We start from the raw sequence: 26,253 nt of genomic DNA, 5'->3' as shown, positions 1-26,253 counted from the left end.
AAAGAATTAGTTTTTTATCTGAATTGTTTGTAATGTGTTTTATTTAAAATAATCTTTATTCATACAGTACACAGCAGGACACTTGCTCTTTATAAATTCATTTAATTTAGAATCTTAAAAAAATAAATGATAATGGAGAGAGTTTTTGCAGAATATCTTATCGAAACGCCTTATGAAGTAGAACAGGCGGCGGCAGTTTTGGCAGGTGAGCAGTCATCAGGAACTTTTGTATCTGTTCCGGGTGAAACAGAAGAATTGAAAAAACGTTTCGCTGCAAGGGTTGAGGATATTCAGTTATTGGATGTGGCAGACGAACCATCCATACCGGGAGGAAGTATTCCGGGGAAAAAATACCAGAAAGCAAAAGTAAAAGTAAGCTGGTCGATTGAGAACTTCGGGTATAATCTGCCGGTTCTGATTAGTACCTTACAAGGAAATTTATACGAAATAACACAGTTTACCGGATTGAAATTAATGGATTTCGAAGTTCCGGATTCTTTCGCAAATCATTTCAGCGGACCAAAATTCGGAATCAAAGGATCTAAATTATCCTGTGGTGTTACCGACAGGCCTATGATTGGAACGATTATAAAACCAAGTATCGGAATGAGTGTGGATGAAACCGCTGCTTTGGTAAAAAACTTAATCGAAGCCGGAATCGATTTTATTAAAGACGATGAGCTGATGGGATCTGCTGCCAATTCCCCTTTTGAGGAAAGGGTAAAAGCGATTATGAAAGTCATTCGTGACAACGAACAAAAAACAGGTAAAAAAGTAATGTATGCCTTCAATATCAGCGATGAAATTGACGAAATGCAACGAAAATATGATTTAATCAAGAAAGAAGAAGGAAGCTGTGCAATGATCAGCATCAACAGTGTAGGTCTTTCGGGAACTAAGAAAATCTGCGATCAGGGCGAACTCGTAATTCACGGTCACAGAAACGGTTGGGGAATGCTGAACAGACATCCAATGCTGGGAATTGAATTTCCTGCATATCAAAAAATTCAGCGTCTGGCAGGAGTCGATCAATTACACGTGAATGGAATCCAGAATAAATTTTGGGAATCGGATGATTCGGTGGTGACTTCGATAAAATCCTGCTTAAAACCCTTTTTGGGCGGGAAAGAAATTTTGCCTGTAGTATCTTCGGGACAATGGGGCGGTCAGGCTGTAGAAACCTATCGAAGAACCCAAACTACTGATTTGCTGTATATGGCAGGCGGAGGAATTCTGGCACATCCAATGGGACCAAAAGCCGGAGTAAATGCTTTGCAGCAAGCCTGGACAGGAGCTGTAGACGGTTTGTCTGTGGCAGAAACCGCATTGAAATATCCTGAATTTGCCGAATCGGTAAAGAAATTTTCGAAATAATGAGCCAGAAAGATCAATTGCTATTGGCCTATTATGGCGATGATTTTACAGGCTCGACCGATGCCTTAGAATTTCTGACGCTGGCCGGAGTAAAAACGATACTCTTTCTTCAAAAACCGAATCAAAAAGACATAGATCGTTTTCCGGGAATTCAGGCGATTGGTCTGGCCGGAAAAAGCAGGTCGATGTCACCTTCGGAAATGGAAACAGAACTTTGTAATGCCTTTGAAAATCTGAAAAGTTTTGCCCCAAATCATTTTCATTATAAAGTCTGTTCCACTTTCGATTCTGCGCCACATGTAGGTAATATCGGAAAAGCAATTGAAATCGGAAGCGGAGTTTTTAACCAAAAAACGGTTTTGGTTTCGCCATCGGCACCACATTTGGGAAGATTTTGTGTTTTCGGAAATCTTTTTGCCCGAATGGGAACAATTGGTAGCGGAGAAATTTATCGTATTGACCGTCATCCGTCAATGAGCAAGCATCCTGTTACACCTGCTTTGGAAGGGGATTTAACTTTGCATTTGGCAAAGCAAACCCAAAAATCAATAAGCCTGGTTAATCTGACGACAATAGAAAAAGGTCCTTCGGCAGTTTTGGAAGAAGTTGCCAATAATCAATCAGAAATATTATTTTTTGATGGTTTCAATCAGGATCATCTCAAAACAATTGGAAATGTGTTTAATCAGTTGATAAACCAAAACACATTGTTTTCAGTAGGTTCATCCGGAATAGAGATGGCTTTGGGATTAGACTGGAAAGATAAAAATGTCATAGGAAACGAAATTGAGTTTGAACCGGCAGGTCAGGTTTCGCCTTTATTGGTTTTATCGGGAAGCTGTTCTCCGGTAACTTCTAAACAAATTGAATATGCTCTGGAAAATGGATTTTTAGAAATTCCTTTAGAAAGTAAAGCCGTCGACAGCCAGCATCAGCAACAAATTATAGAAAAGGCTGTTTCGCAGATTGTCAACAACTTCAATAACGGTAAAAGTACCATTCTGCATACCAGTACCGGATCAGATGATCCGCGTATTGCTGAAACAGAATCTTATTTTAAGTCGAAAGGAATCGCAGAAAATGAGATTCAGAAACAATGTAGTGCCCTTTACGGAAGTGTTTTGGGAAGAATCACCAAAGAAGTTTTAAAAACAATTCCACTAAAAAGAATTCTTTTCGCAGGAGGCGACACTTCAAGTTACGCAGCATCCGAACTGGATATTCTGGCGCTGGAAATGATCGCACCAATTGCACCCGGAGCACCGCTTTGCAAAGCAATTTCGGACAGCGAATGGGTTAATGGAACAGAAATGAATTTTAAAGGCGGACAGGTAGGTACCGCAGATTATTTTATAAAAGTATTAAAAGGAGAAAAATTATGAGCGCAAAAACGTTAGGTTTTGTACACACATCGGCAACATTGGTTCCGTTGTTTCAGCAGTTAAGCAATGAGTTTTTAAACGGGGCAGAAACCTTCAATATAGTTGATGACAGTTTGATTAAAGACGTAATCAAAAAAGGAAAATTAATGCCTAATACGGCTGCCAGAGTAGTAAGTCATGTTAAACTTGCAGAATCAGCAGGTGCAGATGTAATTTTGGTAACCTGCTCCTCTATTGGTGTAGCAATAGAAACCGCTGCAACATTGAGTAGTGTTCCTGTAATTCGTGTAGATCAGGCAATGGCGGATGAAGCAGTGCAGATCAGTAATAAAATTGGGGTCATTGCAACTTTGCCAACTACCTTAGAACCAACAAGTGATTTAGTACGAAGAAGAGCTGAATTCGCAGGCAAAAACGTAACGATTTCGTCTAAATTATGTGAAGGTGCTTTTGAAGCCCTAATGAGCGGTGATGCTGAAAAACATGATGAAATGGTTGCTAAAGCATTAAAAGATTTAATGAAAGAAGTAGATGTAATTGTTTTGGCACAAGCTTCAATGGCCCGTGTGGTTGATGGATTGAGTGCCGAAGAAAAATTAGTGCCGATTTTAGCAAGTCCGGGAATTGCAATGAAAAAATTGGCCGAACTTTATTTTTAAAACACAAAAAACAGATTAATTTTATCAGCTAAGTTATGTAATGCCTTTAGCGAAATGCAAAAAAATCATTGGCTTTTGCGTAACATACATGGTTTAAGAATTTGAATAAACAATTATTAGTATGCGTAAATATTTTCTTTGGCTTGCTCCTGTATTTTTTATTGCAGCCGCTTTAGGCTGGCTTCAGCAAATGGATTTATTATGGAAAATTGGATTGATTTTAGGTTTTTCCAGCATTGCCATAGGAGTAGGGCATATCAAAGTATTAAGCGGTTATCAATATACCATTTGGATCATAACAGCTGTTTGCGCCGGGTTAATCTATCCGGATTTTTTCCTGCATGTGGGCGGTTTTGATATGCGTAATAAATGGCTCATTCTGATTATTATTCAGATGGTAATGTTCGGGATGGGGACTCAAATGAGCATCGAGGATTTTACCGGAATTAGAAAATCGGGCAGGGGAGTTCTTATTGGTCTTTTGGGGCATTTTACGATAATGCCGCTTGCCGGTTTTATTATTGCCAAAACTTTTGGTTTTGAACCTGAAATCGCTGCCGGAATCATTCTTATAGGTTCATGCAGCAGTGGATTAGCTTCCAACGTAATGACTTATATTGCCAAAGGAAACCTGGTTTTATCTGTTACCGTTACCGCAATGTCTACTTTGGCGGCACCGATTATGACTCCTTTTTTAATGAAAATATTTGCAGGAACACTAGTTGAGGTACATTTTTTCAACATGATGATGGAGATTATTAAAATAGTTCTTGTGCCTTTGGCAGCAGCTATGATCCACGATATTTTAAAAAACTATGGAGAAAGAGCCAAAAAGAGAATTTATGCTTTAACGATTCTGTCGGCATTTTGGCTGGGAATTGTGGTTTTCTTCGGTAGTTATTTTGCAGCTCCTGAAGACAGTACAGCATTTCATGTATTAGAAATTATCAATTTTACCTGTGGTGCATTTGTTGTAGGTGTACTGTATCACTGGCTGTATAAAGCCTATCCAAAAATCGATGCGATTATGCCTTATTTCTCCATGTTCGGAATTATCTATTTTACTTTGGTGACCACAGCTGCCGGAAGAGATAACCTTATTCAGATAGGCTTTTTATTGTTCCTGGCTTCAGTATTACATAACGGAGCTGGTTATTTTTTCGGCTATTGGCTCAGCAGACTAAGTGGTCTTGACAAAAAAAGCAGTCAGACAATCGCTTTCGAAGTTGGTCTTCAAAACGGTGGAATGGCATCCGGACTCGCCGGCTCTATGGGAAAACTGGCAACTTTAGGATTAGCCTCGGCAGTTTTCAGTCCCTGGATGAATGTTTCGGGTTCTCTCCTTGCTAATTACTGGCGAAAAATAGGAAATCCAGAAGAGGAAACTACTCACGATACACATTAGAAAATCAAAACTCCATTTTACAGATGGAGTTTTTTTGTGGGATTCAGTTTGGTAATTTGGGTATATAGCTTGTTCCGATGGTTATCGGAAGGCTGTACATTATATCTTTTGTTTCCTAAAGAAGGAAACAAAAGGATGCCATTTCTCTCCTTATGCAAAATTGGTTTCAGGAGAAAATCTAAGGTTTACAATTGTAATAAAAATAAAGTCATATTCGTAAACAAAATATAATGCTATGTTGTTGAATTTTTCTGATACTGCTGATTTGTAAGTTTTAGGAAGATAAATCTGTTGAAAAAACGCAACCAAATCCTTTGATTTCTATCTATATAGGTGAACTATAAATTCAAAAACTATGAAACCAAAATTTACTTTATTACATTAGTTCTAATCAGCTGTTTAATGTTTTCCTGTTCGTCAGACGATGAATTAAATTATGAGAATGATTTTCAAAAAAGCCAGAAAGCCTGGCTGGATTTCAAAGGATCTTCAGACAACTCTTATAAGTATGTGGTGTCGGGAGGGACCCTTTTTTTAGCCTATAGCTGGGAAACAACAATAACAGTATCAAATGGAAAAGTCATCCAGCGGTATTTTAAATATACCGGAAATACTGAAAATATCCCTGATACCATACCATTAGAATGGACTGAGGAAGAAAATCAAATAAACAGTCACGAAAATTCACCTGCTGCAACAGCTTTAACATTAGATCAAATTTATAGTAAGGCAGAAAAAGAATGGCTTGTTAAAAGAAAAGATGTTTCAGTATATTTCGAATCAAAAAATGATGGACTGATTTCTACTTGCGGATATGTGCCAAAAGGATGCATGGACGATTGTTTTTTCGGAATAAAAAGTATAGCGACTTTATAATGAACAATTTTTTGTTGAAAAAACTAAATATGAAAAGTTTTTTCTTAATCAGTACAATACCAGATAATTATAGAATATTTTGTTTTTTAGATGTAACAATTTGGAAGTGAGGAAATTGTACTTTTTCTATTCCCTGTTTAAATATTTCTAAAAGTCATAATTATGCGTAAAATAATAATTACAGGTGCCAGACAAAACAACCTCAAAAATGTATCACTAAAAATTCCTAAAAACAAAATCACTGTTTTCACAGGCGTATCCGGTTCAGGCAAATCATCATTAGTATTTGAAACAATTGGAGCAGAGGCACAGCGGCAGATTAATGAAACACAAAACAGTTTTGTACGAAACCGCCTGAATCATTTAGGAATTGCAGATGTAGATAAAATCGAACATCTCAATGTACCCGTTATTATAAATCAAAAACGGTTGGGCGGGAATGTCCGCTCTACTGTTGGAACTGCTACAGATGTTTCTGCTTCTTTGCGGCTATTGTTCTCAAGAATGGGGGAGCCTTTTGTGGGGTATTCTAATGTTTTTTCGTTTAATAACCCGCAGGGAATGTGTGCTGTTTGTGAAGGTTTGGGATATACAAACACTATTGACATTCAAACCTTGTTTGACAAAAGCAAATCATTAAACGAAGGTGCAATTCTGTTTCCAACATTTCAGCCAGGAGGTTACAGATGGCTGAGGTATGCTAATTCAGGATATTTTGACAATGATAAAAAGCTCAAGGATTTCTCTGAAGAAGAATGGGAATTATTATTGCATGCCGAAGAACACAAGCCAAAAAATCCGGCCAAAAATTGGGGAAAAACAATGCAATATATTGGAGTCCTTCCTCGTATAGAAAAGGATCTTTTAAAAAAAGATTCCAAAGAGAATAAGTTAAGAAAAAAAAATCTTCAGAAAATTATCGTTTCCAGCCTCTGCCCTTCATGTCAAGGCAAAAGACTAAATGAAAAAGTGCTTAGCTGTAAAATCAAAGGAAAAGACATTGCAGATTGTTCGGCACTCTCTATTGATGAACTGTTGTCTTTTGTACAATCTCTCTCAGCAAAAAAGTACGAAACGATTCTATACGAACTGCGTAATAAACTTGAAAATATCATTACGATCGGACTCCAGTACTTAACGCTCGACAGAGCCACAATTACGCTGTCCGGCGGTGAATCGCAACGCATAAAAATGGTAAAACATTTAGGAAACAGTCTGGAAGATCTTTTGTATATCTTTGATGAACCAAGTATCGGTCTGCATCCTAAAGACCTTGATAATATCTCTCTAATCATCAGAGAGATTAAAGAAAAAGGAAATACTGTTTTGATTGTTGAACACGATCCTGACCTTATAAAAATTGGTGATTATATTGTAGACATGGGGCCTTTATCGGGATCGAAGGGAGGAGAAGTTGTGTATGAAGGTTCATTTGCAGGATTAAAAAAATCGAAACATAAAACAGGTACTTATTTTTCGCTTAAGCGAACTCATAAATTGAAGTCACGAATTGCAAATCATTTCATAGAGATAAAAAATGCCAATCTATTTAACCTAAAAAATATTAGCGTTGCTATTCCCAAAAATATCTTTACCGTCGTTACGGGTGTGGCAGGTTCGGGTAAAAGTACCTTAATCAGCAAGGTACTTCCAATGCAGATTCCTGATGTAAAAATTATTGACCAGTCAGCTATTATCGCGAGTTCAAGAGGCAATCTTCTTACTAATCTTGGCATTTCTGATGATATTAGAAATCTGTTTGCAAAAGCGAACAACGTAAGCAATAGACTATTCAGCCGTAATAGTGATGGTGCTTGTCCCAACTGCAAAGGATTGGGTTTTGAAAAAATCGATCTTGCATTTATGGAAGAGGTTCAAACGCCCTGTGAGGTATGTGATGGAAGTGGCTTCAATCCTGAGGTATTAAAATATAAATATCAGGATAAGAATATAGCAGAAGTACTAAACCTGACAGTCGAAGGAGCACAACGATTTTTTAAACAGCATTCTTTTTTGAAGCATTTTGATTCATTAACAGCCTTAGGGTTGGATTATTTAACCCTTGGGCAACGACTAGACAGCTTTTCTGGCGGGGAAAGACAACGGCTGAAATTGACTAAAGAATTGAATAATATAAACAGCATCATAGTACTCGATGAGCCTAGTACAGGTTTGCATCCATCAGATACAGAAAAACTAATGAGTATCCTTAACAAATTAGTCGATAAAGGCAACACATTGATAGTGATTGAACATAACCTTGATATCATTGCACAGGCAGATTGGATAATTGATATTGGTCCCGGAGCAGGAAAATTTGGAGGAGAATTACTTTTTAAGGGATCTGTACCTGAGTTGTTAGAAAACACTGTATCTGTAACAGGTGAATATTTAAGAAAACATCTCGGGGTTTAGTGTGTTTTATATTACTTCTACATTATTGATTTTTCATGATTTAGATTAGAATCGTTGTAAAGAATATTTTATCTTGCAGGAATACCCAAGATTTAAAATTACTTTCAATAACCTAAATAATTAAATAAAAATGAAAAAAATCAGTATTGCCCTTTTGGGAGTTTTAGCAGTAATTTTAGTTGGCTGCAGCGGATCAGATACCTATCGTGGTTCCTGGAAAGCCACAGATGCCAAAGGTGAAAAATTTGAATTATTCTTTAATGCAAAAGATTTCACTGTCAGAAACAGCAAGGGAAAAAAAGAAAAGTTTGAGTATAGTCAGAATTCTGTACACATTGAAAACTCTGTTTCGACTTACGGAATTCAATTGGCAGACGGAAGAGGTTACCAAATTAATTTCCCTAAATCCGATGATGAAAGCATGGGGTTAATCAAAGATGAAAACGGAACTGCATTATATGTAATTAGTAGAAAAAACTATCTGAAATATGAAGATATTTTTAAATTTAATTGAAGCTTAATTATTTTTTGTTTTTGGTATAAATAATTGATTTTAAGTGTTTTGGATTTGTTTTTTTTGTAACTTGTTTTTATGTTTAACCTAAAATCTAAAAATCATGAAAAAATCTAACTTATTTATCTATGGGATTATATTTTTAGCCATACTAATGGTTTCATGTAGTGGGCGAAATAAATTGGTGAATTCCTGGAAAATCACCGCAGTAGAAGCAAAGATTCCACTTTCAGATTCTGCAAAAACTGCAATTCTGACTAACGGAATGCTGACTTTTACAAAAGATGGTCACGTTACAGGTTTCCTGCAGAGAGAAATAACAGATGGTACTTATGCTTTAACAAAAGGAGGGAAGAGCCTGGTCATCAAAGATGAAACGGGGACGCCTTATCCATGTGAAAGCACAATAACAGATGATAAACTGATATTAGATAGTAAAGAAATGAAAATTACACTTGATAAAATATAAGCAGCAAAACGAAAAAAATTTTAAGTAAAACTCCATCTTTAATGGAGTTTTTTGTTTGACAACAAATTTAACCTGACAAAATTGAAGCGATATAGCAGAAAAATCTCAATTTATTATACTATTTTTATAACTTCGGCAAAAGTGATTATATTCTCAAAGTTTTACCGCAAGCTTATCTCAAAATAGTATCAAATTTATTTAAATACAATTCGACAAAGAAAAATGACGCTACTAGAAATTGTCTTAATGATTATAGCTTACACCTTAATAATCGTTACTATTTTCCTGCAATTAGTTTGTTATAAAAGAAATCTTGAAGCCTTTGAAACTATTGCTTTTACATTTTCATTATTGTTACTGATTATTGCTTTAACGGTTTCTTCTTTTCTGGATAAAATCAGCCATATTAAAACTACAGATGCCTTTATATTATTAACAATGGTTTTAGTAGGACTAACAACTCCTTTGAATGTCGTTAAAGAAAGGCAATTTTCGATAAAAACAGTCTGGAAAAAAATATTTATCAGCCTTTCAGTTGTGTTGTTCATTACAATAATTGCTGCCTGGTTTTTTGATTTACTCTCTTACATGCAATATGTGGTTACTTTATTCTTAGGATTTTCGGTCGTGTTGTCTATGATCTTAATCCGGACGACTAAGCCTCATAAAAGAATAATGCACAGGGAGAAAACAGAAAGAATATTTGCTGTTGCCTTTATGATACTTGTGCCGCTTTCACTCATACTCAACTATTATTATACGGTAAGCAACGTCGAATTGAAAATTGGTTTTACCATTCCGCTGGTATTTATCCTTTTGGCAGGAAGTAAATTATTAGATGATTTGCAGCGTCTTTCTCTCCTGAATCCGCAAATTGAACCCAAAGAGCAGAATTTTAAAAATTACTCCTTGTCGGAAAGAGAAAAAGAAATAGCCATGCTTTTGGTAAAAGGCAAAACGTACAATGAAATTTCTGAAGCGTTATATATTTCTTTACCAACCGTAAAAACACATACCAGCAATATTTATCGAAAATTTGGAGTAAAAAGCAGGGCTGGTTTTACTGCGATTTTAATCAGTTAGCCATTTGTTTTTGTGAAAAAAATCAATTGGGAATAACTTAGTTCAATTTATTTTTTATCCTGAATAACTTTTAAAAGAATAAAAAACAGCATACTTAAAAAACCTCCAAAGCCATCTGGCTTTGGAGGTTTGTAAATTTATATCAAAACAGGAAACTTAATCCCATTGATTGCTTTTTGAAACTGCAATATTTCCTGCTCCTGTAAAGAATAAAGCCAGAGCGCCAAAGAAATACAGACCAATGAGTTCTAAAGCCCATCCTCCGTGTTCTCCCATAGAAAATATTTCAGAACTGTGAGCCATTAAAACGGCAACCAAACAATTGAAAGCAAATATAGCAGCAGCTATTCGGGTTCTGAAACCAACTAAAATAGCAATAGGAGCAAGTATTTCTCCTACCAGTACACCATATGCAATAAATTCTGGAATGCCTTTTTCAGCAAGCATCGTTTTGATGAAATCTAAACCTCCGCTAAATTTGGCAACACCATGCAGGAGCATTAAAAAGCCAACTGCGATACGCAGTATCAATAAGCCTAAATCGTTGTTTTTTCGCATAATTTATTAATCATTAGAAGTTAATAGACTCAAATATATCGAATTTGTCTTTATGATGACAGCATGATTTAAAAATAAAAGTTTTATCTTGGGAAATATAAAAAACGAATTAGAATACAATTGAATATTAAAAATATACGAAATGAAACAATTGCTTCAGTGGACAATCATTATTCCAATATTGGCGTGGATTCTTTTTTTTAGCGGACTTGTTGATGGGAGCAGCTTTTTTCAAATTGCAGCAAGTATCCTGCTTATTCTTAGTGTTATGTCTGCTGTACACCATTCTGAAATAATAGCGGAAAGGGTGGGAGAACCTTATGGAACTATTATCTTGGCTATTTCGATAACAGTTATTGAAGTATCCATTATTGTTTCTTTGATGTTGTCTGAAGGACCTGAAGCAGCTTCTCTCGCAAGAGATACTGTATATGCTGCAACAATGCTCATTCTTAACGGGATCATTGGATTATGCCTTTTTATTGGCGGTCTTAAGCATTACGAACAAAATTTTTCAACCTCTTCTGTAACCATTGGTTTGGTTTCGCTGGTGTCTATTATTGTATTTACATTAGTTTTTCCAACGTTTACAGAAAGTGTTCATGGGTCTTATTATTCCGTGCCACAGCTTGTTTTTGCATCGGGGGCCTGCCTGGTTATTTATGGTTCTTTTTTATTTGCGCAAACGACAAGATACAGGCATTATTTCCTGACTATTGGAGATGATGAAAATGAAACCATAGCTGAGCCTGTTGTAATTAATGACAAGACGTTTTACACAAGTCTTGTTTTTCTTTTAGTAAGCTTAGGGATCGTGGTGTTATTAGCAAAAACATTATCCCCTACAATTGAAAGTATTATTGTGAGCTATAGTCTGCCAAAAGCATTGGTAGGAGTTGTTATTGCCGCCATAATTTTGCTTCCCGAGGCAATTGCAGCAATTATAGCAGCAAGAAAAAACAGGCTGCAAACGAGTTTAAATCTCGCTTTAGGCTCTGCTTTAGCCAGTATAGGATTAACAATTCCGAGTGTAGCAGCAGTTTGTATTATGATGGATATGCCAATTATTCTCGGTCTTGATATCAAGTCTATTGTCTTGCTGGCATTGTCGGTATTTACTGTAATGTTGTCATTGAGTAAAGGAAAGTCGAATATTGTTTATGGAGTAGTACTTCTGGTAAATTTATTTGCTTTTATATTTTTGATGATATATCCGTGATGATGCAGTTGTAAAATTAGAAACTCTTTTTCTGAAAGTATAATTTAATGAATTTTCATTTGAATTTCTATGTAATAAGTAATGTGTTTTTGTAGTGAAATTAATTATATATTAGCATACAGAAAAACACATAATATTGATGGATGCAATACTTTGGGAAGAAGTTTTAAAGTTTGAATTAGATAATCCGAATGACGAATATGGATTTTTGACAAGGCTGGCATTTGAAAATAAATGGACAATCTATTTTGCGAAAACAGCCATTATCGAATATAAAAAGTTCATGTATCTCGCCGCTGTTGACAATGAAATGGTTTCGCCATCAGAAATTGTAGATATTGTCTGGCACCAGCACTTAATTTTTACCACTTCCTATTCTGATTTCTGTTCTCTTTTGGCTAAAAGAATTGAACATATTCCGTCAACTCATAACCGATCAGAGGCAGAAAAATTCCATAAGGCTAAAGAAAGAACAAAGGAATTGTATGAAGGGAATTTCGGAAAGCAGCCAAAAGAAATCTGGGGATATTCAAATGAACTCGACTCTTTTAATCTGGACAAAGCCAGAATTGAAATTGGCACAATTAAAAAAGTGTTTTTAGGATTATTCGTAATTCTTGTTTTTCCGGTTTATTACTTTGTTAAACCTGTTTTAATACAAATCGGGAATCCTAATTTTTTGATCTTCTATATTTTATTGTTTGTGGTTTCAATTGGTTTGTTAATGCGTTTTGTTAAAACAGCCTTCAATTCATTTTATGACGATATAAAATCAAATCCAATTTTAGCAAACCTTAGTGCTTTTGAACTTATTTTTCTTCAAAATAATAAGCTGCAATTAGTTATTCATGGGGTTGTAAATAATTTAATCAGTAATAAGAAAATTGAGGTTTTAGGCAATAACAGATTAAATCTGATTGATGAAAATTTAACCGATAATAAATACGAAAACTGTGTTGTGGAAATCATGAAAGAATATGAACCGATGTACTATCCTCAATTGTTTAAAATAATTGTACAAAAACCAATATTTGAACAGACTGAAAAAGCAGTAGTCAGAATTAGACAAAAAATTACTAATTCTAAACAATTTATACAGATCATAAAAATTGCCATGATCATTTTAGGATTCGTTTTAAGCATCGGTTTTAGCAGACTTATCTTGGGAATTTCAAGGGATAAACCAATAACTTTTCTGTTTTTTGTACTTTTTGCTTTAGTATTTATATCCTATCGTTATTTAGATAAAATAGTAAATTACCTGTTTAGCAATACAATACCTCAATCTTTCAAAGAAGATAAAATAAATGCAAAAGCTGAAAAAGACTGGCAATGGAATTATTTTCTGTATGGCAATATAATATTAGCAAGTTCTTTCATCCCATTGACAGCCTATGTAAACAGAAATTCAGGTTCAGATGGAGGATCATCCTGTGGAACTTCCTGCGGTAGCTCCTGTGGCAGTTCTTGTGGCAGTTCGTGCGGAGGTTGTGGTGGGGATTAATTTGGATATTTATCGGTGACTACAACTGTTTTAGTTATTTTGTCGTGAAATCATTAATTGTATACAAATAAGAAAGCACAAGTTTTTACAATAGTAGCTTTGCATAAATTGAAGTTTTTTAGGATAGCTAAAAGATTTTGGTGCTAAATGAAAATAAAAGAACTCCTTAATTTCCTCAGGAGTTTCTTGGTGAACCTTACGAACCTGTTTAGGAACTTTTTCTACAAGATTTGAAGAAAATTTCAATGATATAATTCTGAAAATCATTTTATCTCTATTTAGAAATATTTAATAATTTGTAGTAACAATAACCCGTTTGGGGAAAATTAATTGCTTGATTTTTAATATTCTTTAAAAATTAATATCATGAACATCTGCTTTTGTAATGTCCAAAGGAGGGAGATACACCTGCTACAGAGTAAATACCATACAACCATATATCTATAAAAACTAAGTGTTTTGAGAAGCAATAAAAAACCTTTGGAAGGAACTGTCTCAAACTGATCTTTACTATTAATATTAAAAATAGTTCTTAAATTCTAGTAACCTCTAACTAGCTTGATCATAATATTTATTTTTTAAAGAATAATCTTACTTAATTAAAATTGAGGCAATTGGAAAATAATTCGATTTTTTTGAGAGATTTTTTCTACACTTTGTAATATATTGGTATATATTTGAAGCTAAATTCTTGTTTTTAGTTATTAATTCAAGTGCACGTGGGTAAATAATAAAAAACAATTATATAAATAATATTAATTTTTTAACATTTAGAAAATGAAAAATGAAAAAAAATTCTTCTTTAGTAAAGAAGAAAATGCCCTTGAGTTATTTGGAAAGTTAGACAGAAATCAAATGAGCAAAATTGTTGGTTCTTACAGCGAAAGAACTTATGCAGAAAGTACAGGTGTAAAAAAACCAAAACCACCAGTATTGAAAACCGCAACTTCCCAAGAAGCATTTCCAGAGGAATCATTTGAAATTAAATAATATTAATTTCATCAAAAAGCACGAATTTATTTTCGTGCTTTAATAATTTAAAATAAAATGAGAACAACGCACCTAGTCGTTAAAGTTGCAAGCCGATGTAATCTCAATTGTACATATTGTTATATGTATAACATGGGAGATGACAGCTATAAGTCACAACCTAAATTCATGTCACAGCAGACTGTGAAATCGATGTTAACCCGTATAAAGAATCATTGTAATGAAAATAATCTTACAGATTTCTTAATCATTTTCCACGGTGGAGAACCTTTACTAGCAGGAATAACTTTTTTTAAGGACTTTATTAAATTTGTAAACGAGATCATTCCTTCAAGTATTGAAATGTCCTATACAATGCAGTCCAATGCAGTATTATTAGATGAAAAAATATGTCAAGAACTATGTGAATTAGGAATTGGTATTGGAATCAGTCTGGACGGAACACCAAGTTCAAATAATAAAAACAGAATTTATCATAATGGTAAAGGGTCTTATGATGAAATAATCAGGGGCGCAGCGCTAGTAAAAGATGTTTATGGTGACGAATACAGTGATTTTTTGTGTGTTATCGATACAAATGAAAAACCAAAAGATGTATATAACCACTTCAAAAAATTAGGCGCAAATTCAATACACTTTTTATTTCAGGACTTTAATTATATTTTATCGGATCAAAACTCTGTACCAAAAATTGGGATTTGGTTAGTCGAAATGTTTGATCTTTGGTATAACGATGAAGATAAAAACAAACCTGAAATAAGACCTTTAAATGATTTAATTGGATTAATACTGGGGCTGGATAAAAATTCAGAAAATTTTGGAAAAGGCGTCAATGATACATTGGTAATAGAAACAAATGGCAGTATTGAAACAGTGGACACTTTAAGAATTTGCGGCAACGGTTTTACAAAAACAGAATTTAATGTTGACAAAGATGAATTAAACTCTATTTACGAAGGTTCAGAATTGGCTCAAAAATTCTATTATGGACATGATAATCTCTGTGAGAAATGCAAAAATTGCGCACTAGAAAGTATTTGTGGAGGAGGTTATCTAGGGCACAGATATTCACCAAAAAACCAATTTGACAATCCTTCAATATATTGTAAAGAAATTATTGAAATAATCTGTCATATTCAGAATCAACTTTTAAGCGAATTACCATTAGAAACTATCCAGAATTTACAAGTTGAAGCTTTAAACTATAATGAAATCATAACTGAATTAGATCAATATGCTACTTAAAAGAAAAAACATAATATTTATCTGCGCCTTCTTTACTCAGTTAAATTTATTTTCACAAACTGATGAGGTCAAATACCTAAAACAAAATGGTCTTTCTAAAATAAATTTTATTTCTAAAAAAGATACGGTTTGTTTTCTAACTACCAATATAGAAAAAAAAATCGCTAAACCTACGATCTTGTTTTTACAGGGATCACTTCCGAAACCAGTTATTTTTCATGATTCAACCGGAGCAAGTGTAACAGCTTTTCCTTTTGAAATTGAACCTTACTTGAAAAAATTTAATTTTATCATTATACCAAGATATGGAATTCCCCTGACAGGCTCTTATGAAAAGGATATTAATGGTTTTCGGAATAAAGATGGAGAAGTTCCGTCTAACTATATAAAAAATGACAATTTGGAATATAGAACATTTCAGGCGAAAACTGTTATAGATTTTCTTTACAAACAAAAATGGGTTCAAAAAGACTCTATATTTGTGATAGGACATTCAGAGGGATACAGGGTTGCAGCCAAACTATCTGAGAACAACAAAAAAATAGCAAAACTAGTATGTATGTCGGCAAATCCATTCAACAGAATTGCTGAATATGTACTTAAATCCAGAATAGAAACACTATTTACACCGTCAGACAGCTTACTTCAAAAGGAAATTGAAAAAGATATTGATAGTTTTAAAAATATTGGCACTATCAAAAAGTATAAAAATGACCCCGAGAAATATAATAGTTTGAGTTACAATAGTGTATTGTCTTATGAAAGCTTATTAAAATTTCCTAATCCAATACTTGTTACTTACGGCACTGAAGACTTGGGAGCATTAAATAATGATTTGCTTCCTTTTTTACTAAGAGAAAAGAATCTTACTATGTTTGTATATCCTGACCTAGATCACAACTATGTTAAAAAACAATTTGATAAGGATGGGAATGAACTTGAAGGGAATTATTGTTGGGATACTGTTTTTAATGATGTACAAAACTGGTTGGTAAAGAACAGCGTAAAAAAATAATGATTAAATCATTTACTTCATATATACAAACTGAACATAAGGATTGTGGTCCAACATGTTTAAAGATAATAGCTAAACATTATGGTAAAACAATCAAAATTCAAGATTTACGAGACATTTGCGAAACAACACGAGAAGGAAGCAATTTTCTTTTTCTAAGTGATGCTGCAGAAAAAATTGGCTTTAGAACTTTAGGTGCAAAACTAAGTATTAAGCAACTTGAGGAAATACCACTTCCGTGCATTTTGCATTGGAACAAAAAGCATTATGTTGTACTTTATAAGATAAAAAAGGGACAATACTACATTTCTGATCCGGCTATTGGCTTGATTGAATATAACAAACAAGATTTTCTGAAATTTTGGATTGGAAACAATGCAAATGACGCTACAAATGAAGGCGTTGTATTATTAATGCATTTAACTCCAAAATTTTTTGAAACCGAATTTAATGTAGAGAAAAACAAAAGACTGGGTTTTAGACATCTATCACAATACGCATTGCGATACAAATCATTTCTCACTCAATTGAGCATCGGTTTAGCGGCAAGTAGCTTAATACAGCTTATTTTTCCTTTTTTAACACAGAGTATTGTTGATATAGGAATTCAGAACCAGAATGTCAGCTTTATTTATTTAATTCTTTTTGCCCAACTATTTCTTTTTGTTGGAAGAATTGGACTGGAGTTTATAAGGAGTTGGATATTACTTCATCTATCTGCGCGGATAAACATCTCATTGATTTCAGATTTTTTTATAAAATTAATGAATCTGCCAATTTCGTTCTTTGATGTACGCATCACAGGAGATATTATGCAGCGTATTAGCGATCACCACCGAATAGAAAAAATTCTTACTACCTCATCAATAAACGTATTGTTTTCTATTATAAATATGGTAATAATGGGCGGTATTTTAGCTTATTTCAATCTTCAAATCTTTCTCGTTTTTTTTTCGGGAAGTTTGCTTTATTTCGGATGGATTACCTTATTCTTAAAAAGAAGAGAAGTATTAGATTATAAGCGCTTTGCAGAGGTCTCACAAGAGCAGAGCAGAGTAATCGAACTAATCAACGGGATGCAGGAGATTAAACTTCACAACGCAGAAAAACAAAAACGTTGGGGATGGGAGTACCTTCAGGCAAGACTGTTCAGGGTCTCAATCAAGGGACTTGCGTTAGAACAAACTCAATCAATTGGGTCATCTGTTATTAATGAATTAAAAAATATTTTTATTATTTTTCTTTCAGCCAGGTTAGTGATTGATGGCTCCATTACTCTGGGAATGATGCTTGCTATAAGCTCGATTGTTGGAAGCTTAAACGGACCTGTCATTCTCCTTATTGAATTTATACGGGAGTTTCAGGATGCTAAAATTTCCTTGTCTAGATTGTCTGAAATTCATGAAAAAGAAGATGAAACAGAGCAAGAACTTCATCAAAACAGTGACGTTCCATTTAATTCAGATATTATCCTTGAGAATCTTTCTTATCGCTATCCTGGCTCAGAGATACCGGTTCTAGATAATCTAACTCTGAATATTATGGCTAATAAAGTTACTGCAATCGTTGGCGTTAGCGGAAGTGGAAAAACCACATTAATGAAATTACTCCTTAAGTTTTATGAGCCAGAAAAAGGTGATGTTAAAATTGGAAATGCACAACTTAAAAATATTTCACAAAAAGCGTGGCGAACACATATTGGAGCTGTTATGCAGGAAGGATTTATCTTTAGTGATACAATCGCTAATAATATTGCGATAGGAGTTGATAGAGTTAATAAAGATCGATTGATATACGCAGCAGACGTCGCAAACATAAAGGAATACGTTAATAGTTTACCTCTTGGCTACAATACTAAAATTGGTGCTGAGGGAATAGGGATGAGTACAGGACAAAAACAACGTTTACTAATTGCGAGAGCAGTTTATAAAAACCCTGAAATATTGTTTTTTGACGAAGCTACATCGGCTTTAGATGCAAATAATGAAAAGGAAATTATGCGCAAACTGGATGTTTTCTTTAAAAATAAAACAGTTGTTATTATTGCACACCGCTTAAGCACAGTCATTAATGCAGACCAAATTGTGGTTTTGGATAAGGGTAAAATTATTGAAATTGGATCACATTCAGCTTTAGTAGAACAAAAAGGAAATTATTTTGAACTTGTTCGGAATCAATTACAATTAGGAAATTAATGATGACTACAGATAATAATACATTTGAATTACGAAGCGAAGAAGTTCAGGATATCCTTACCAAAGTGCCACATTGGATGATACGCTGGGGAACAGTTGTAATATTTTTAATTATATTAATGTTGTTTTTTGTCTCATGGTTTATCAAATATCCAGATGTTGTAAATTCTGAAATTGTAATTACAACAAATATTCCACCGGAGAAGGTTGTTTCAAAATCTTCAGGCCGTATCGAAGCAATTTTGGTAAAAGATAAATCTATAGTTTCAAAAAACAGTACATTGGCTATTATTGAAAATACAGCGAATTATAAAGATGTCTTTTTATTAAAAAAAATTGTTGATGAGTTTAATATAAACAATCCAAAAATAGATTTTCCTTTTGCTTTGCTAAAAAATGCGCAGTTAGGTGAAATTGAAAGCGCTTTTGCAGTCTTTCAAAAAGATTATCAAGCAGAAGAATTAAATAAAGATTTACAGCCTTTTCAGGTCGAAAGCAGAGCGCAGGTTTCAGAGAAAGTTCAGATTAAAGAAAGATTAGAAATTCTGCAACAGCAAAAGGTAATTAATGAAAGTGAATTGCAGCTTCAGAAAAATGAAATCACACGTTTTGAAACGCTATTCAATAAAGGAATAATTTCGGCTCAGGAAATGGAGGCTAAAAAGTTAGGTTATCTTCAGGCGCAAAAGAGTTATAAGAGTCTTTTAACGTCTATTTCACAATTGAGATCCTCTTTGATTGATAATTCAAAATTAAGTCACAATTCGCAAATTAGCGGCACTAAGGAAGAAGTTACCTTGGGCAGAAATATGGCGCAATCTTTTTATCAGCTTAAAAAAGTAATAAAAGATTGGGAGTTAGCTTATGCTTTAAAATCATCAATTAGCGGAGTAATTACTTTTTTACAGGTCTGGACAGAAAATCAAACCATAAATACTGGTGATAATGTTTTCTCTATTATTCCGGATACTAAAAATGGTTTTGTTGGAAAAGTTAAAGCGACGGCTTTAAATTCCGGAAAGATAAAGGTTGGACAAACTGTAAACATTAGATTAGCAAATTTTCCAGATAGGGAATTTGGTGTGCTAAAAGGAAAGATCCAGAATATTTCTCTGGTTCCTGATAAAGATGGGAATTTACTTTTGGATGTAGCTCTTCCAAACGGATTGCAAACTTCATATAAGAAACAAATCGCTTTTCAGCAGGAAATGAAAGGAAGTGCTGAGATTGTAACTGAAGATTTACGCTTGCTCGAAAGAATTTTATATCAGTTTAAAAGTATTTTTAAACAAGTTTAGATAAAAGTTTGTATTTAGATTCGAATTCCTTACTGACTTTTTAACACCATCCTGGCCAATCGCCAGAACATCAAACTGTGTAATAACCTCTTTTATTGAAATATCCAATCGGAAAAAGATTTGCGAACACATTTTATTAGATATTGCATTGATTGTTAGTTGTTTTTTTAAATAATTTTCTGAACGAATAAAAAAAATCAATTTAGATAAAATTAAAAGAGTATTCAATTCAAAAAAATCTATGATAATTCGCAGTTTGTGGAGTGCAGGGATTTAATCGGTTCAATATTTCCAGAAAATCTAATCTTTGACGGAATAGGATTTCGAACCGCAAGAGTCAATGAAGAAGTGTAACTAATGTACTTAATTAACAAGTAATTAGATAAAAATAAAAAGAGACAAATCAGAATATTTCTAACTTGTCTCTTATGGTGGGCGATGAGGGGTTCGAACCCCCGACCCCCTCGGTGTAAACGAGGTGCTCTGAACCAGCTGAGCTAATCGCCCTATTTTACTAGGCTGCTATCATTTCGTGATTGCGAGTGCAAATATACGGTAGTTTTTGAGTTCTCCAAAGAAAATCAATTAAAAAATAAAACTTTTTTTAAAATAAATTTTATCTCCTTGTTTATGAATTTGTTATTAAAAGTGTTTTTCTAAACTTTTTAGATAAAAAAAGAACTGTTTTTAATTTAAAGGCAGTTCGGCAACTACAAAAGTGCTTCCGCCAGCGTAGATAAAATCATTTTCGGTGGCATTTTCCTTTGCTTCCGCGAATGCGATTGCAACCGAATCGTATTTTTTGCCTTTTAAATCATATTTTTCTGCTTCATTTTTTAAGGTTTCGGCGGGTAGTCCTCTTGAAGAATCCGGGCTGCAGAAATAATACTGCGCCTCTTTTGGAAATAAAGGCAGAATAGCATCTAAGTCCTTATCGTTGACAACACCCAAAACAATATGCAGTTTCTCAAACTTTTCATTTTGAAGCTGGTTCATAACAACTGTCAGCCCATGTTTGTTATGCGCCGTGTCGCAAATGATTTTTGGTTTTTCGCTTAGTTGCTGCCATCTTCCCTGCAAACCGGTATTTTTTACAACATGCAATAAACCCTGTTTTAACTGTTCGGTCGAAATTTTAAAATCGGTTAGATTGTTCAGAATTGAAATCGTCTGCTGAACCGTTTTTTTATTGTGAAACTGATAATCACCAATTAAGTCTGACAAATAAATCTGATCAATCAAATCGGACGCAAAAGAAACCGGCGCATTGTTTTCTTCGGCTTTAGCCAAAAACACCGGCTTGGTTTCATCGGTATATTCGCCAATAACTACCGGGACATTCGGTTTGATAATTCCGGCTTTTTCCCCTGCAATAGCTTCCAGCGTGTTTCCTAAAAACTGGATATGATCTAAACCAATATTCGTAATTACCGAAACCAGAGGTGTAATGATATTCGTAGCGTCCAGTCTTCCGCCCAAACCAACTTCAATAACGGCAATATCTACTTTTTCCGAAGCAAAATAATCAAAAGCAAGACCAACCGTCATTTCGAAAAAACTCATATCGTTTGCTTCAAAGAAATTTTTGTGTTTTGCAATAAATTCAATAACAAACTCTTCCGAAATTTCCTTTCCGTTTATTTTGATTCTTTCCCTGAAATCTTTCAAATGTGGCGAAGTGTACAAACCAACGTTATATCCGGCTTCCTGCAAAACCGAAGCGAGCATGTGCGAAGTAGAGCCTTTTCCGTTCGTTCCCGCAACATGAATGCATTTTAAACTGTTGTGTGGATTGCCCAAATGCGCCGCCAATAGTCTGATATTGGTCAAATCTTCTTTGTATGCCGAAGCCCCCTGAAGCTGATACATGGGCAATTGATTAAACATCCAATTCGTAGTTTCCTGATAGTTCATTTTCGAATAAAATAGCGATTAATTGAAATAATTTTCGATTTTATTAGTTTAATAATAGAGTGAAAATTATCTTTATTGCAAATTTCAAATATTTTTTAGAATTAATTATTATAAACCAGAATTAATATATGTTTAGCTTCATTCAATTACAGACAGATACTATTGCAAACGCCGCATCTAACGTAGTTATCGAACAAGTTGCACCCAATACCGAAATTTCAGTTTTAGGATTTATTTTAAAAGGAGGTGTATTTCTTATTCCAATCGCAATCTTATTATTTTATACCATTTATGTTATCATTGAACGCTATTTATATATCACAAGAGCATCAAAAATAGACAATCGTTTAATGCAGGATGTGGGAGATAAACTGAATTCCGGAAATATCGAACTGGCAAGATCAATTGTCGAAAGGAGCAATACATCTGCCGGAAATATTTTAAAAGAAGGTGTTTTGGTGATTGGGCGTCCAATTGCTGAAATCGAATCGAATATGGATCGTGCTGCCGATATTGAAATTGGCGAAATGGAAAGCCGCTTAGGACACTTGGGACTTATTGCCGGTATCGCACCAACCCTTGGGTTTGTTGGAACTATTTCGGGAGTAATTAAGATTTTTTACAGCATTTCGGTAACAGAAAATATTAGTATCGGAAACATTTCCGGCGGATTGTACGAAAAAATGATCAGTAGTGGGGCAGGACTTATTGTAGGGATTATTGCCTACAGCGCTTACCATATCCTGAACGGCAAAATTGATGATTTTGCATTAAAAATCCAGAAACAGATATTAGAATTTGTCAATATAATTCAAAGAGCATAAGCCATGTCTATCAAGAGAAAAAGAAGATTTCATGCTGAGGTGGCGACATCGTCCTTAAGTGATATTATGTTTTTCCTGCTGTTGTTTTTCTTAATTATATCAACACTTGCAAATCCGAATGTCATCAAAATGACGTTGCCAAAAGCAAAATCAAATGAAAAAACCAATAAACAGCTCATCAGTTTATCGGTTACTGAAGATAAAAAATTCTATATCGACAAACAGCCGGTCACTTTTGAAGAATTAGAAACCAGCCTGATGTCTAAAATTGGAGACAACAAGGAGCAAACCGTTGTAGTTCGTATCCCGTTTAATCTTCAGGTTCAGGATCTGGTAGATGTACTACAGATCGGAGTGAAGAATAATCTGAAATTTGTAATTGCCACGAGTCCGAAATAAAAGAATCATTTGGTCGGGCTATTCGCACTATTTCGGTAGTTTGCTGCAAACGAAGTTCACTGAACTCCAATTAAAATAAAGATTAAGTGAAGTAATCCCTCACGCGAACATAAAGGAGTAAAATCGGGTCATTGCGAGGAACGAAGCAATCCTACTAAAAAACTCCGCAAAGAAATATCGAAAATCTTTGTAGAACCACAATCTTGTCATTCCGAGGAACGAGGAATCACACGCGGGATTCGACAAAGATTGGTGACTAAGTTTGCAGAGTTTATAGTGTGATTTCTCCCTTAGGTCGAAATGACAAATAGAAAAAAGGGCTTTCTGAAATCTTCAGAAAGCCCTTTTTTCTATTTGTATAAATCCGTGAAATCCGTGTTTTTAATTTAAACTAAAATTATAAATAATTTTCCCAACCTGCTTTACAGGAGCGTCATTGTCCGATTCCCATTTGGTATTCATGGCAGCAATTCGGGCCTGATCTAATAAACATTTTGCTGTGTTTGTTGTTCCTTTAATTCCGGGAGTAGCACTGATTGTTTTTCCGTTTTGATCAACCGAAACTTCAACCACGACTTTTCCTTCTTCGTTGCAGGTGTATTTTGGTGCCGGTTTAGACAATGCTCTGCGGTTTCCTAAAGAATACCCTGATCCGCCGCCTGATCCACCGCCGCTTCCTGCTCCGTAACCGCTTCCGGTTCCAATACCATTTCCGGTTCCATTACCGCCACCGGTTCCTCCACCTGACCCCCCGCTTCCGTAATAACCGCCAGAACTTAGGCTTCCGTTTGCTTTTCCTTTGTTTCCTGCCACTTTATCATCACCATCTCCACCTTTGTTCGAACCTTTTAAAATGCTGGATAACGCATCATTGGTAGAATTCGAAACTTTAGGTTTTTCAGGAACAGGTTTTGTAACCGGTTTTTCCACGGGAGTAGGTTTTTTAGGCTTTTCTTTTGTTGGAATAACAACATCGCTATCTGCGGTTGTGTTTTCCTGAGTAATGATTGCCTCTTCTTCAGGAGTTGCTTTTGCAGGAGCTTGTTTTACGTTGTTTTTTACATCCAGAACTTCGCTTTTATAATTGGCACCCGAGCCTAAATCGCTGTCTCCAAAATTTACGGTTACACCACCGCCACCGCCACCTTCGGCAAGTGCTACATTATTTTCAGGATTATAAGGGGGCCAGAAACGTATAAAAAACAGTAATAGCAGTAATACTGCATATATCGCTGCGGAGATTAATAATGATTTCTTTTTGTCAGAAGAAATTGCAGCGTCTGCTCTGTTGGGATTAATTTTATAAGGGTTCATTTTCATTGAACTTTTTTCGATTCTGAATTTGTATGCTATTATTAAATAAAAACGTTTAAAAGTAGTAAAAATTGTTTAGAATGAAAGTAACGGAGGGATTTTGTACAGAATGTTTTGCTCGCAGATCTGGCAGATTAGGGAGGTTTTTTTTCGTCATAAACCCAAAATTAAATCAGCCAGATCTGCTGGAAACAAAAAAAGGATCAAATTTTACTATTTGATCCTTTGGTAATAATGTAATATGTTTTTTATACCAACTGTTTCAAAGCAATTTCAAAAGCAGTTGCACTAATATTTGTTTTTGAGGAATTCAAAGCATGAGCTTTTATAATCGCATTTTTTATAATTTCTGAAGTATCATTAAAGATCGCTTCATCCGTCATCTGAACTTTTTTCTCCATAAAATAAGCAAAAACCCTTGCCATTCCGCAATTCGAAATAAAATCAGGGATCAAACTTACTTTACGGTCTACTTCTTCCATAATCGATCCGAAGAAAATTTCCTTATCTGCAAAAGGAACATTCGCTCCGCAAGAAATGACTTCTAAACCGTTTGCAATTAAATTTTCTATTTGTGCCTGAGTTACCAGTCTGGAAGCTGCACAAGGAGTGAAGATTTCAGCACCAATCGTCCAGATTTTTGAGTTGATTTCCTCAAACGGAATCATATTATTGGCTACTAATTTGTTTCCGTCTTTATTTAAAAACAAAGTTCTGATTTCTTCAAAAGAAAACCCCTCTTCTTTGATTAATCCTCCGTCACGGTCAATGATGCCGATAACTTTCGCGCCCATTTCTGCCAGATAAAAAGCAGCAGCCGAACCCACATTACCAAATCCCTGAATAATTGCTTTCTTCCCTTTTATCTCTCCGCCATAAATTGCATAAAAATGACGTACAGCTTCTGCGACACCAAAGCCTGTAATCATATCGGCAACGGTATATTTTCGGGTTACATCCGGAGAAAATTTAGGGTTTTCGATAACCTTTATAACTCCCTGGCGTAATTGGCCAATTCGGTTAATTTTATCAGCTTCCGTTGGTTTAAAGTGTCCGTTAAAAACACCTTCCTGCGGATGCCACACACCACACTCTTCGGTCATTGGTATAACTTCATGAATTTCATCTACATTCAAATCGCCCCCGGTTCCATAATAACTTTTTAATAAAGGCGAAACGGCTTTGTACCAGCGCTGCAATACCCCTTTTTTTCGTGGATCATTGGGGTCAAAATTAATTCCGGATTTAGCGCCTCCAATTGCAGGACCTGAAACTGAGAATTTTACTTCCATCGTTTTTGCCAATGACAAAACCTCATTCATGTCAAGACCTTTTCTCATTCTGGTTCCGCCTCCCGCTGCTCCTCCACGAAGCGAATTGATTACAGTCCATCCTTCGGCTTCTGTCTCAGAATCTTTCCAGTTAAAAACAATTTCAGGCTCCTTGTTTTCAAATTGTGACAATAAATCTTTCATTTTGTTAAAGTATATTTAGTTTTTGTAAATATATAAAATAGAATAATGCGAATAATGTATTTTGAATCAATTTTGTTATTGAAAAAAAGAAAGCCGAAAACAAATCGTTTTCGGCTTTAAAATTTA

At 34.7% G+C, this 26,253-nt stretch carries 22 protein-coding genes and 1 tRNA gene; 18 read left to right on the top strand and 5 right to left on the bottom strand.

Annotated features, from left to right (window positions below; genetic code table 11):
* Window positions 1-132 precede the first annotated feature (132 nt).
* The 9 genes from GXM16_RS09145 (at window position 133) to GXM16_RS09105 (ending at window position 10,177) form a co-directional block, all read left to right on the top strand.
* Window positions 133-1,374, top strand: a complete 1,242-nt coding sequence (locus GXM16_RS09145; protein WP_163394060.1) for a ribulose-bisphosphate carboxylase large subunit family protein — start codon at window positions 133-135, stop codon at window positions 1,372-1,374.
* Window positions 1,374-2,756 carry a four-carbon acid sugar kinase family protein gene (locus GXM16_RS09140; RefSeq protein WP_163394059.1) on the top strand — a complete coding sequence of 461 codons (1,383 nt, stop codon included), beginning with the start codon at window positions 1,374-1,376 and terminating at the stop codon, window positions 2,754-2,756. Before GXM16_RS09145 ends, GXM16_RS09140 begins: the two co-directional genes overlap by 1 nt.
* Window positions 2,753-3,415, top strand: a complete 663-nt coding sequence (locus GXM16_RS09135; protein WP_163394058.1) for an aspartate/glutamate racemase family protein — start codon at window positions 2,753-2,755, stop codon at window positions 3,413-3,415. Before GXM16_RS09140 ends, GXM16_RS09135 begins: the two co-directional genes overlap by 4 nt.
* Window positions 3,416-3,536: 121 nt before the next feature.
* Window positions 3,537-4,820 carry a bile acid:sodium symporter family protein gene (locus GXM16_RS09130; RefSeq protein ID WP_229684271.1) on the top strand — a complete coding sequence of 428 codons (1,284 nt, stop codon included), beginning with the start codon at window positions 3,537-3,539 and terminating at the stop codon, window positions 4,818-4,820.
* A 402-nt stretch (window positions 4,821-5,222) separates the two neighbouring features.
* A complete protein-coding gene (locus GXM16_RS09125) occupies window positions 5,223-5,696 on the top strand; it encodes a hypothetical protein (protein WP_163394057.1) in 474 nt (157 codons plus the stop codon).
* Between the two features lie 162 nt (window positions 5,697-5,858).
* Window positions 5,859-8,111 (top strand): ATP-binding cassette domain-containing protein, encoded by a 2,253-nt coding sequence (locus GXM16_RS09120; RefSeq protein WP_163394056.1) that lies wholly within the window; start codon window positions 5,859-5,861, stop codon window positions 8,109-8,111.
* 130 nt (window positions 8,112-8,241) lie between these two features.
* On the top strand, window positions 8,242-8,625 hold the full coding sequence (locus tag GXM16_RS09115; protein WP_163394055.1) for a hypothetical protein: 384 nt from the start codon (window positions 8,242-8,244) through the stop codon (window positions 8,623-8,625).
* A gap of 103 nt (window positions 8,626-8,728) precedes the next feature.
* Window positions 8,729-9,094, top strand: a complete 366-nt coding sequence (locus tag GXM16_RS09110; protein WP_163394054.1) for a hypothetical protein — start codon at window positions 8,729-8,731, stop codon at window positions 9,092-9,094.
* A 222-nt stretch (window positions 9,095-9,316) separates the two neighbouring features.
* A complete protein-coding gene (locus GXM16_RS09105; RefSeq protein WP_163394053.1) occupies window positions 9,317-10,177 on the top strand; it encodes a response regulator transcription factor in 861 nt (286 codons plus the stop codon).
* 156 nt (window positions 10,178-10,333) lie between these two features.
* Here the strand turns inward: GXM16_RS09105 and GXM16_RS09100 are convergent, their stop codons facing one another.
* The gene (locus GXM16_RS09100) at window positions 10,334-10,735 is read right to left on the bottom strand and encodes a DoxX family protein (RefSeq protein WP_163394052.1); all 402 of its coding nucleotides are present in this window, start codon (window positions 10,733-10,735) and stop codon (window positions 10,334-10,336) included.
* A 142-nt stretch (window positions 10,736-10,877) separates the two neighbouring features.
* On the opposite strand from GXM16_RS09100, the gene GXM16_RS09095 reads away from it, so the two are divergent.
* From GXM16_RS09095 to GXM16_RS09065, 7 genes are all read left to right on the top strand, one after another.
* Window positions 10,878-11,954, top strand: a complete 1,077-nt coding sequence (locus tag GXM16_RS09095; protein ID WP_163394051.1) for a calcium:cation antiporter — start codon at window positions 10,878-10,880, stop codon at window positions 11,952-11,954.
* A gap of 139 nt (window positions 11,955-12,093) precedes the next feature.
* On the top strand, window positions 12,094-13,458 hold the full coding sequence (locus GXM16_RS09090; RefSeq protein ID WP_163394050.1) for a glycine-rich domain-containing protein: 1,365 nt from the start codon (window positions 12,094-12,096) through the stop codon (window positions 13,456-13,458).
* A 777-nt stretch (window positions 13,459-14,235) separates the two neighbouring features.
* Window positions 14,236-14,448, top strand: a complete 213-nt coding sequence (locus tag GXM16_RS09085) for a hypothetical protein (RefSeq protein ID WP_163394049.1) — start codon at window positions 14,236-14,238, stop codon at window positions 14,446-14,448.
* A gap of 57 nt (window positions 14,449-14,505) precedes the next feature.
* Entirely contained in the window at window positions 14,506-15,693 is a 1,188-nt protein-coding gene (locus GXM16_RS09080) for a radical SAM protein (protein ID WP_163394048.1), read from the top strand.
* Entirely contained in the window at window positions 15,683-16,708 is a 1,026-nt protein-coding gene (locus GXM16_RS09075) for an alpha/beta hydrolase family protein (protein ID WP_163394047.1), read from the top strand. The genes GXM16_RS09080 and GXM16_RS09075 overlap by 11 nt, the downstream gene beginning before the upstream one ends.
* A 2-nt stretch (window positions 16,709-16,710) precedes the next feature.
* Window positions 16,711-18,903, top strand: a complete 2,193-nt coding sequence (locus GXM16_RS09070) for a peptidase domain-containing ABC transporter (RefSeq protein WP_163394135.1) — start codon at window positions 16,711-16,713, stop codon at window positions 18,901-18,903.
* 2 nt (window positions 18,904-18,905) lie between these two features.
* Window positions 18,906-20,201, top strand: a complete 1,296-nt coding sequence (locus tag GXM16_RS09065) for an HlyD family secretion protein (protein ID WP_163394134.1) — start codon at window positions 18,906-18,908, stop codon at window positions 20,199-20,201.
* A 429-nt stretch (window positions 20,202-20,630) separates the two neighbouring features.
* Here the strand turns inward: GXM16_RS09065 and GXM16_RS09060 are convergent.
* Together GXM16_RS09060 and GXM16_RS09055 are read right to left on the bottom strand one after the other, a co-directional pair.
* Window positions 20,631-20,708, bottom strand: a tRNA-Val gene (locus GXM16_RS09060).
* A gap of 180 nt (window positions 20,709-20,888) precedes the next feature.
* Entirely contained in the window at window positions 20,889-22,115 is a 1,227-nt protein-coding gene (locus tag GXM16_RS09055) for a bifunctional folylpolyglutamate synthase/dihydrofolate synthase (protein WP_163394046.1), read from the bottom strand.
* A gap of 128 nt (window positions 22,116-22,243) precedes the next feature.
* Between GXM16_RS09055 and GXM16_RS09050 the strand changes: the two genes are divergently transcribed.
* Together GXM16_RS09050 and GXM16_RS09045 are read left to right on the top strand one after the other, a co-directional pair.
* Window positions 22,244-22,939 carry a MotA/TolQ/ExbB proton channel family protein gene (locus GXM16_RS09050; RefSeq protein WP_163394045.1) on the top strand — a complete coding sequence of 232 codons (696 nt, stop codon included), beginning with the start codon at window positions 22,244-22,246 and terminating at the stop codon, window positions 22,937-22,939.
* A gap of 3 nt (window positions 22,940-22,942) precedes the next feature.
* Complete coding sequence (locus tag GXM16_RS09045) at window positions 22,943-23,338, top strand: ExbD/TolR family protein (RefSeq protein WP_163394044.1); 396 nt, start codon at window positions 22,943-22,945, stop codon at window positions 23,336-23,338.
* 381 nt (window positions 23,339-23,719) lie between these two features.
* Here GXM16_RS09045 and GXM16_RS09040 read toward each other — a convergent pair whose 3' ends face one another.
* Complete coding sequence (locus tag GXM16_RS09040) at window positions 23,720-24,658, bottom strand: energy transducer TonB (RefSeq protein ID WP_229684273.1); 939 nt, start codon at window positions 24,656-24,658, stop codon at window positions 23,720-23,722.
* A 242-nt stretch (window positions 24,659-24,900) separates the two neighbouring features.
* Window positions 24,901-26,127, bottom strand: coding sequence for a Glu/Leu/Phe/Val dehydrogenase dimerization domain-containing protein (locus GXM16_RS09035; protein WP_163394043.1), 1,227 nt, complete (start codon window positions 26,125-26,127; stop codon window positions 24,901-24,903).
* Between the last annotated feature and the right edge of the window lie 126 nt (window positions 26,128-26,253).

Source organism: Flavobacterium limi (assembly GCF_010645075.1).
GTDB lineage: Bacteria > Bacteroidota > Bacteroidia > Flavobacteriales > Flavobacteriaceae > Flavobacterium > Flavobacterium limi.
The sequence above is the reverse complement of the archived record's forward strand: the minus strand, read 5'-3'. Positions and strand labels throughout refer to the sequence as shown.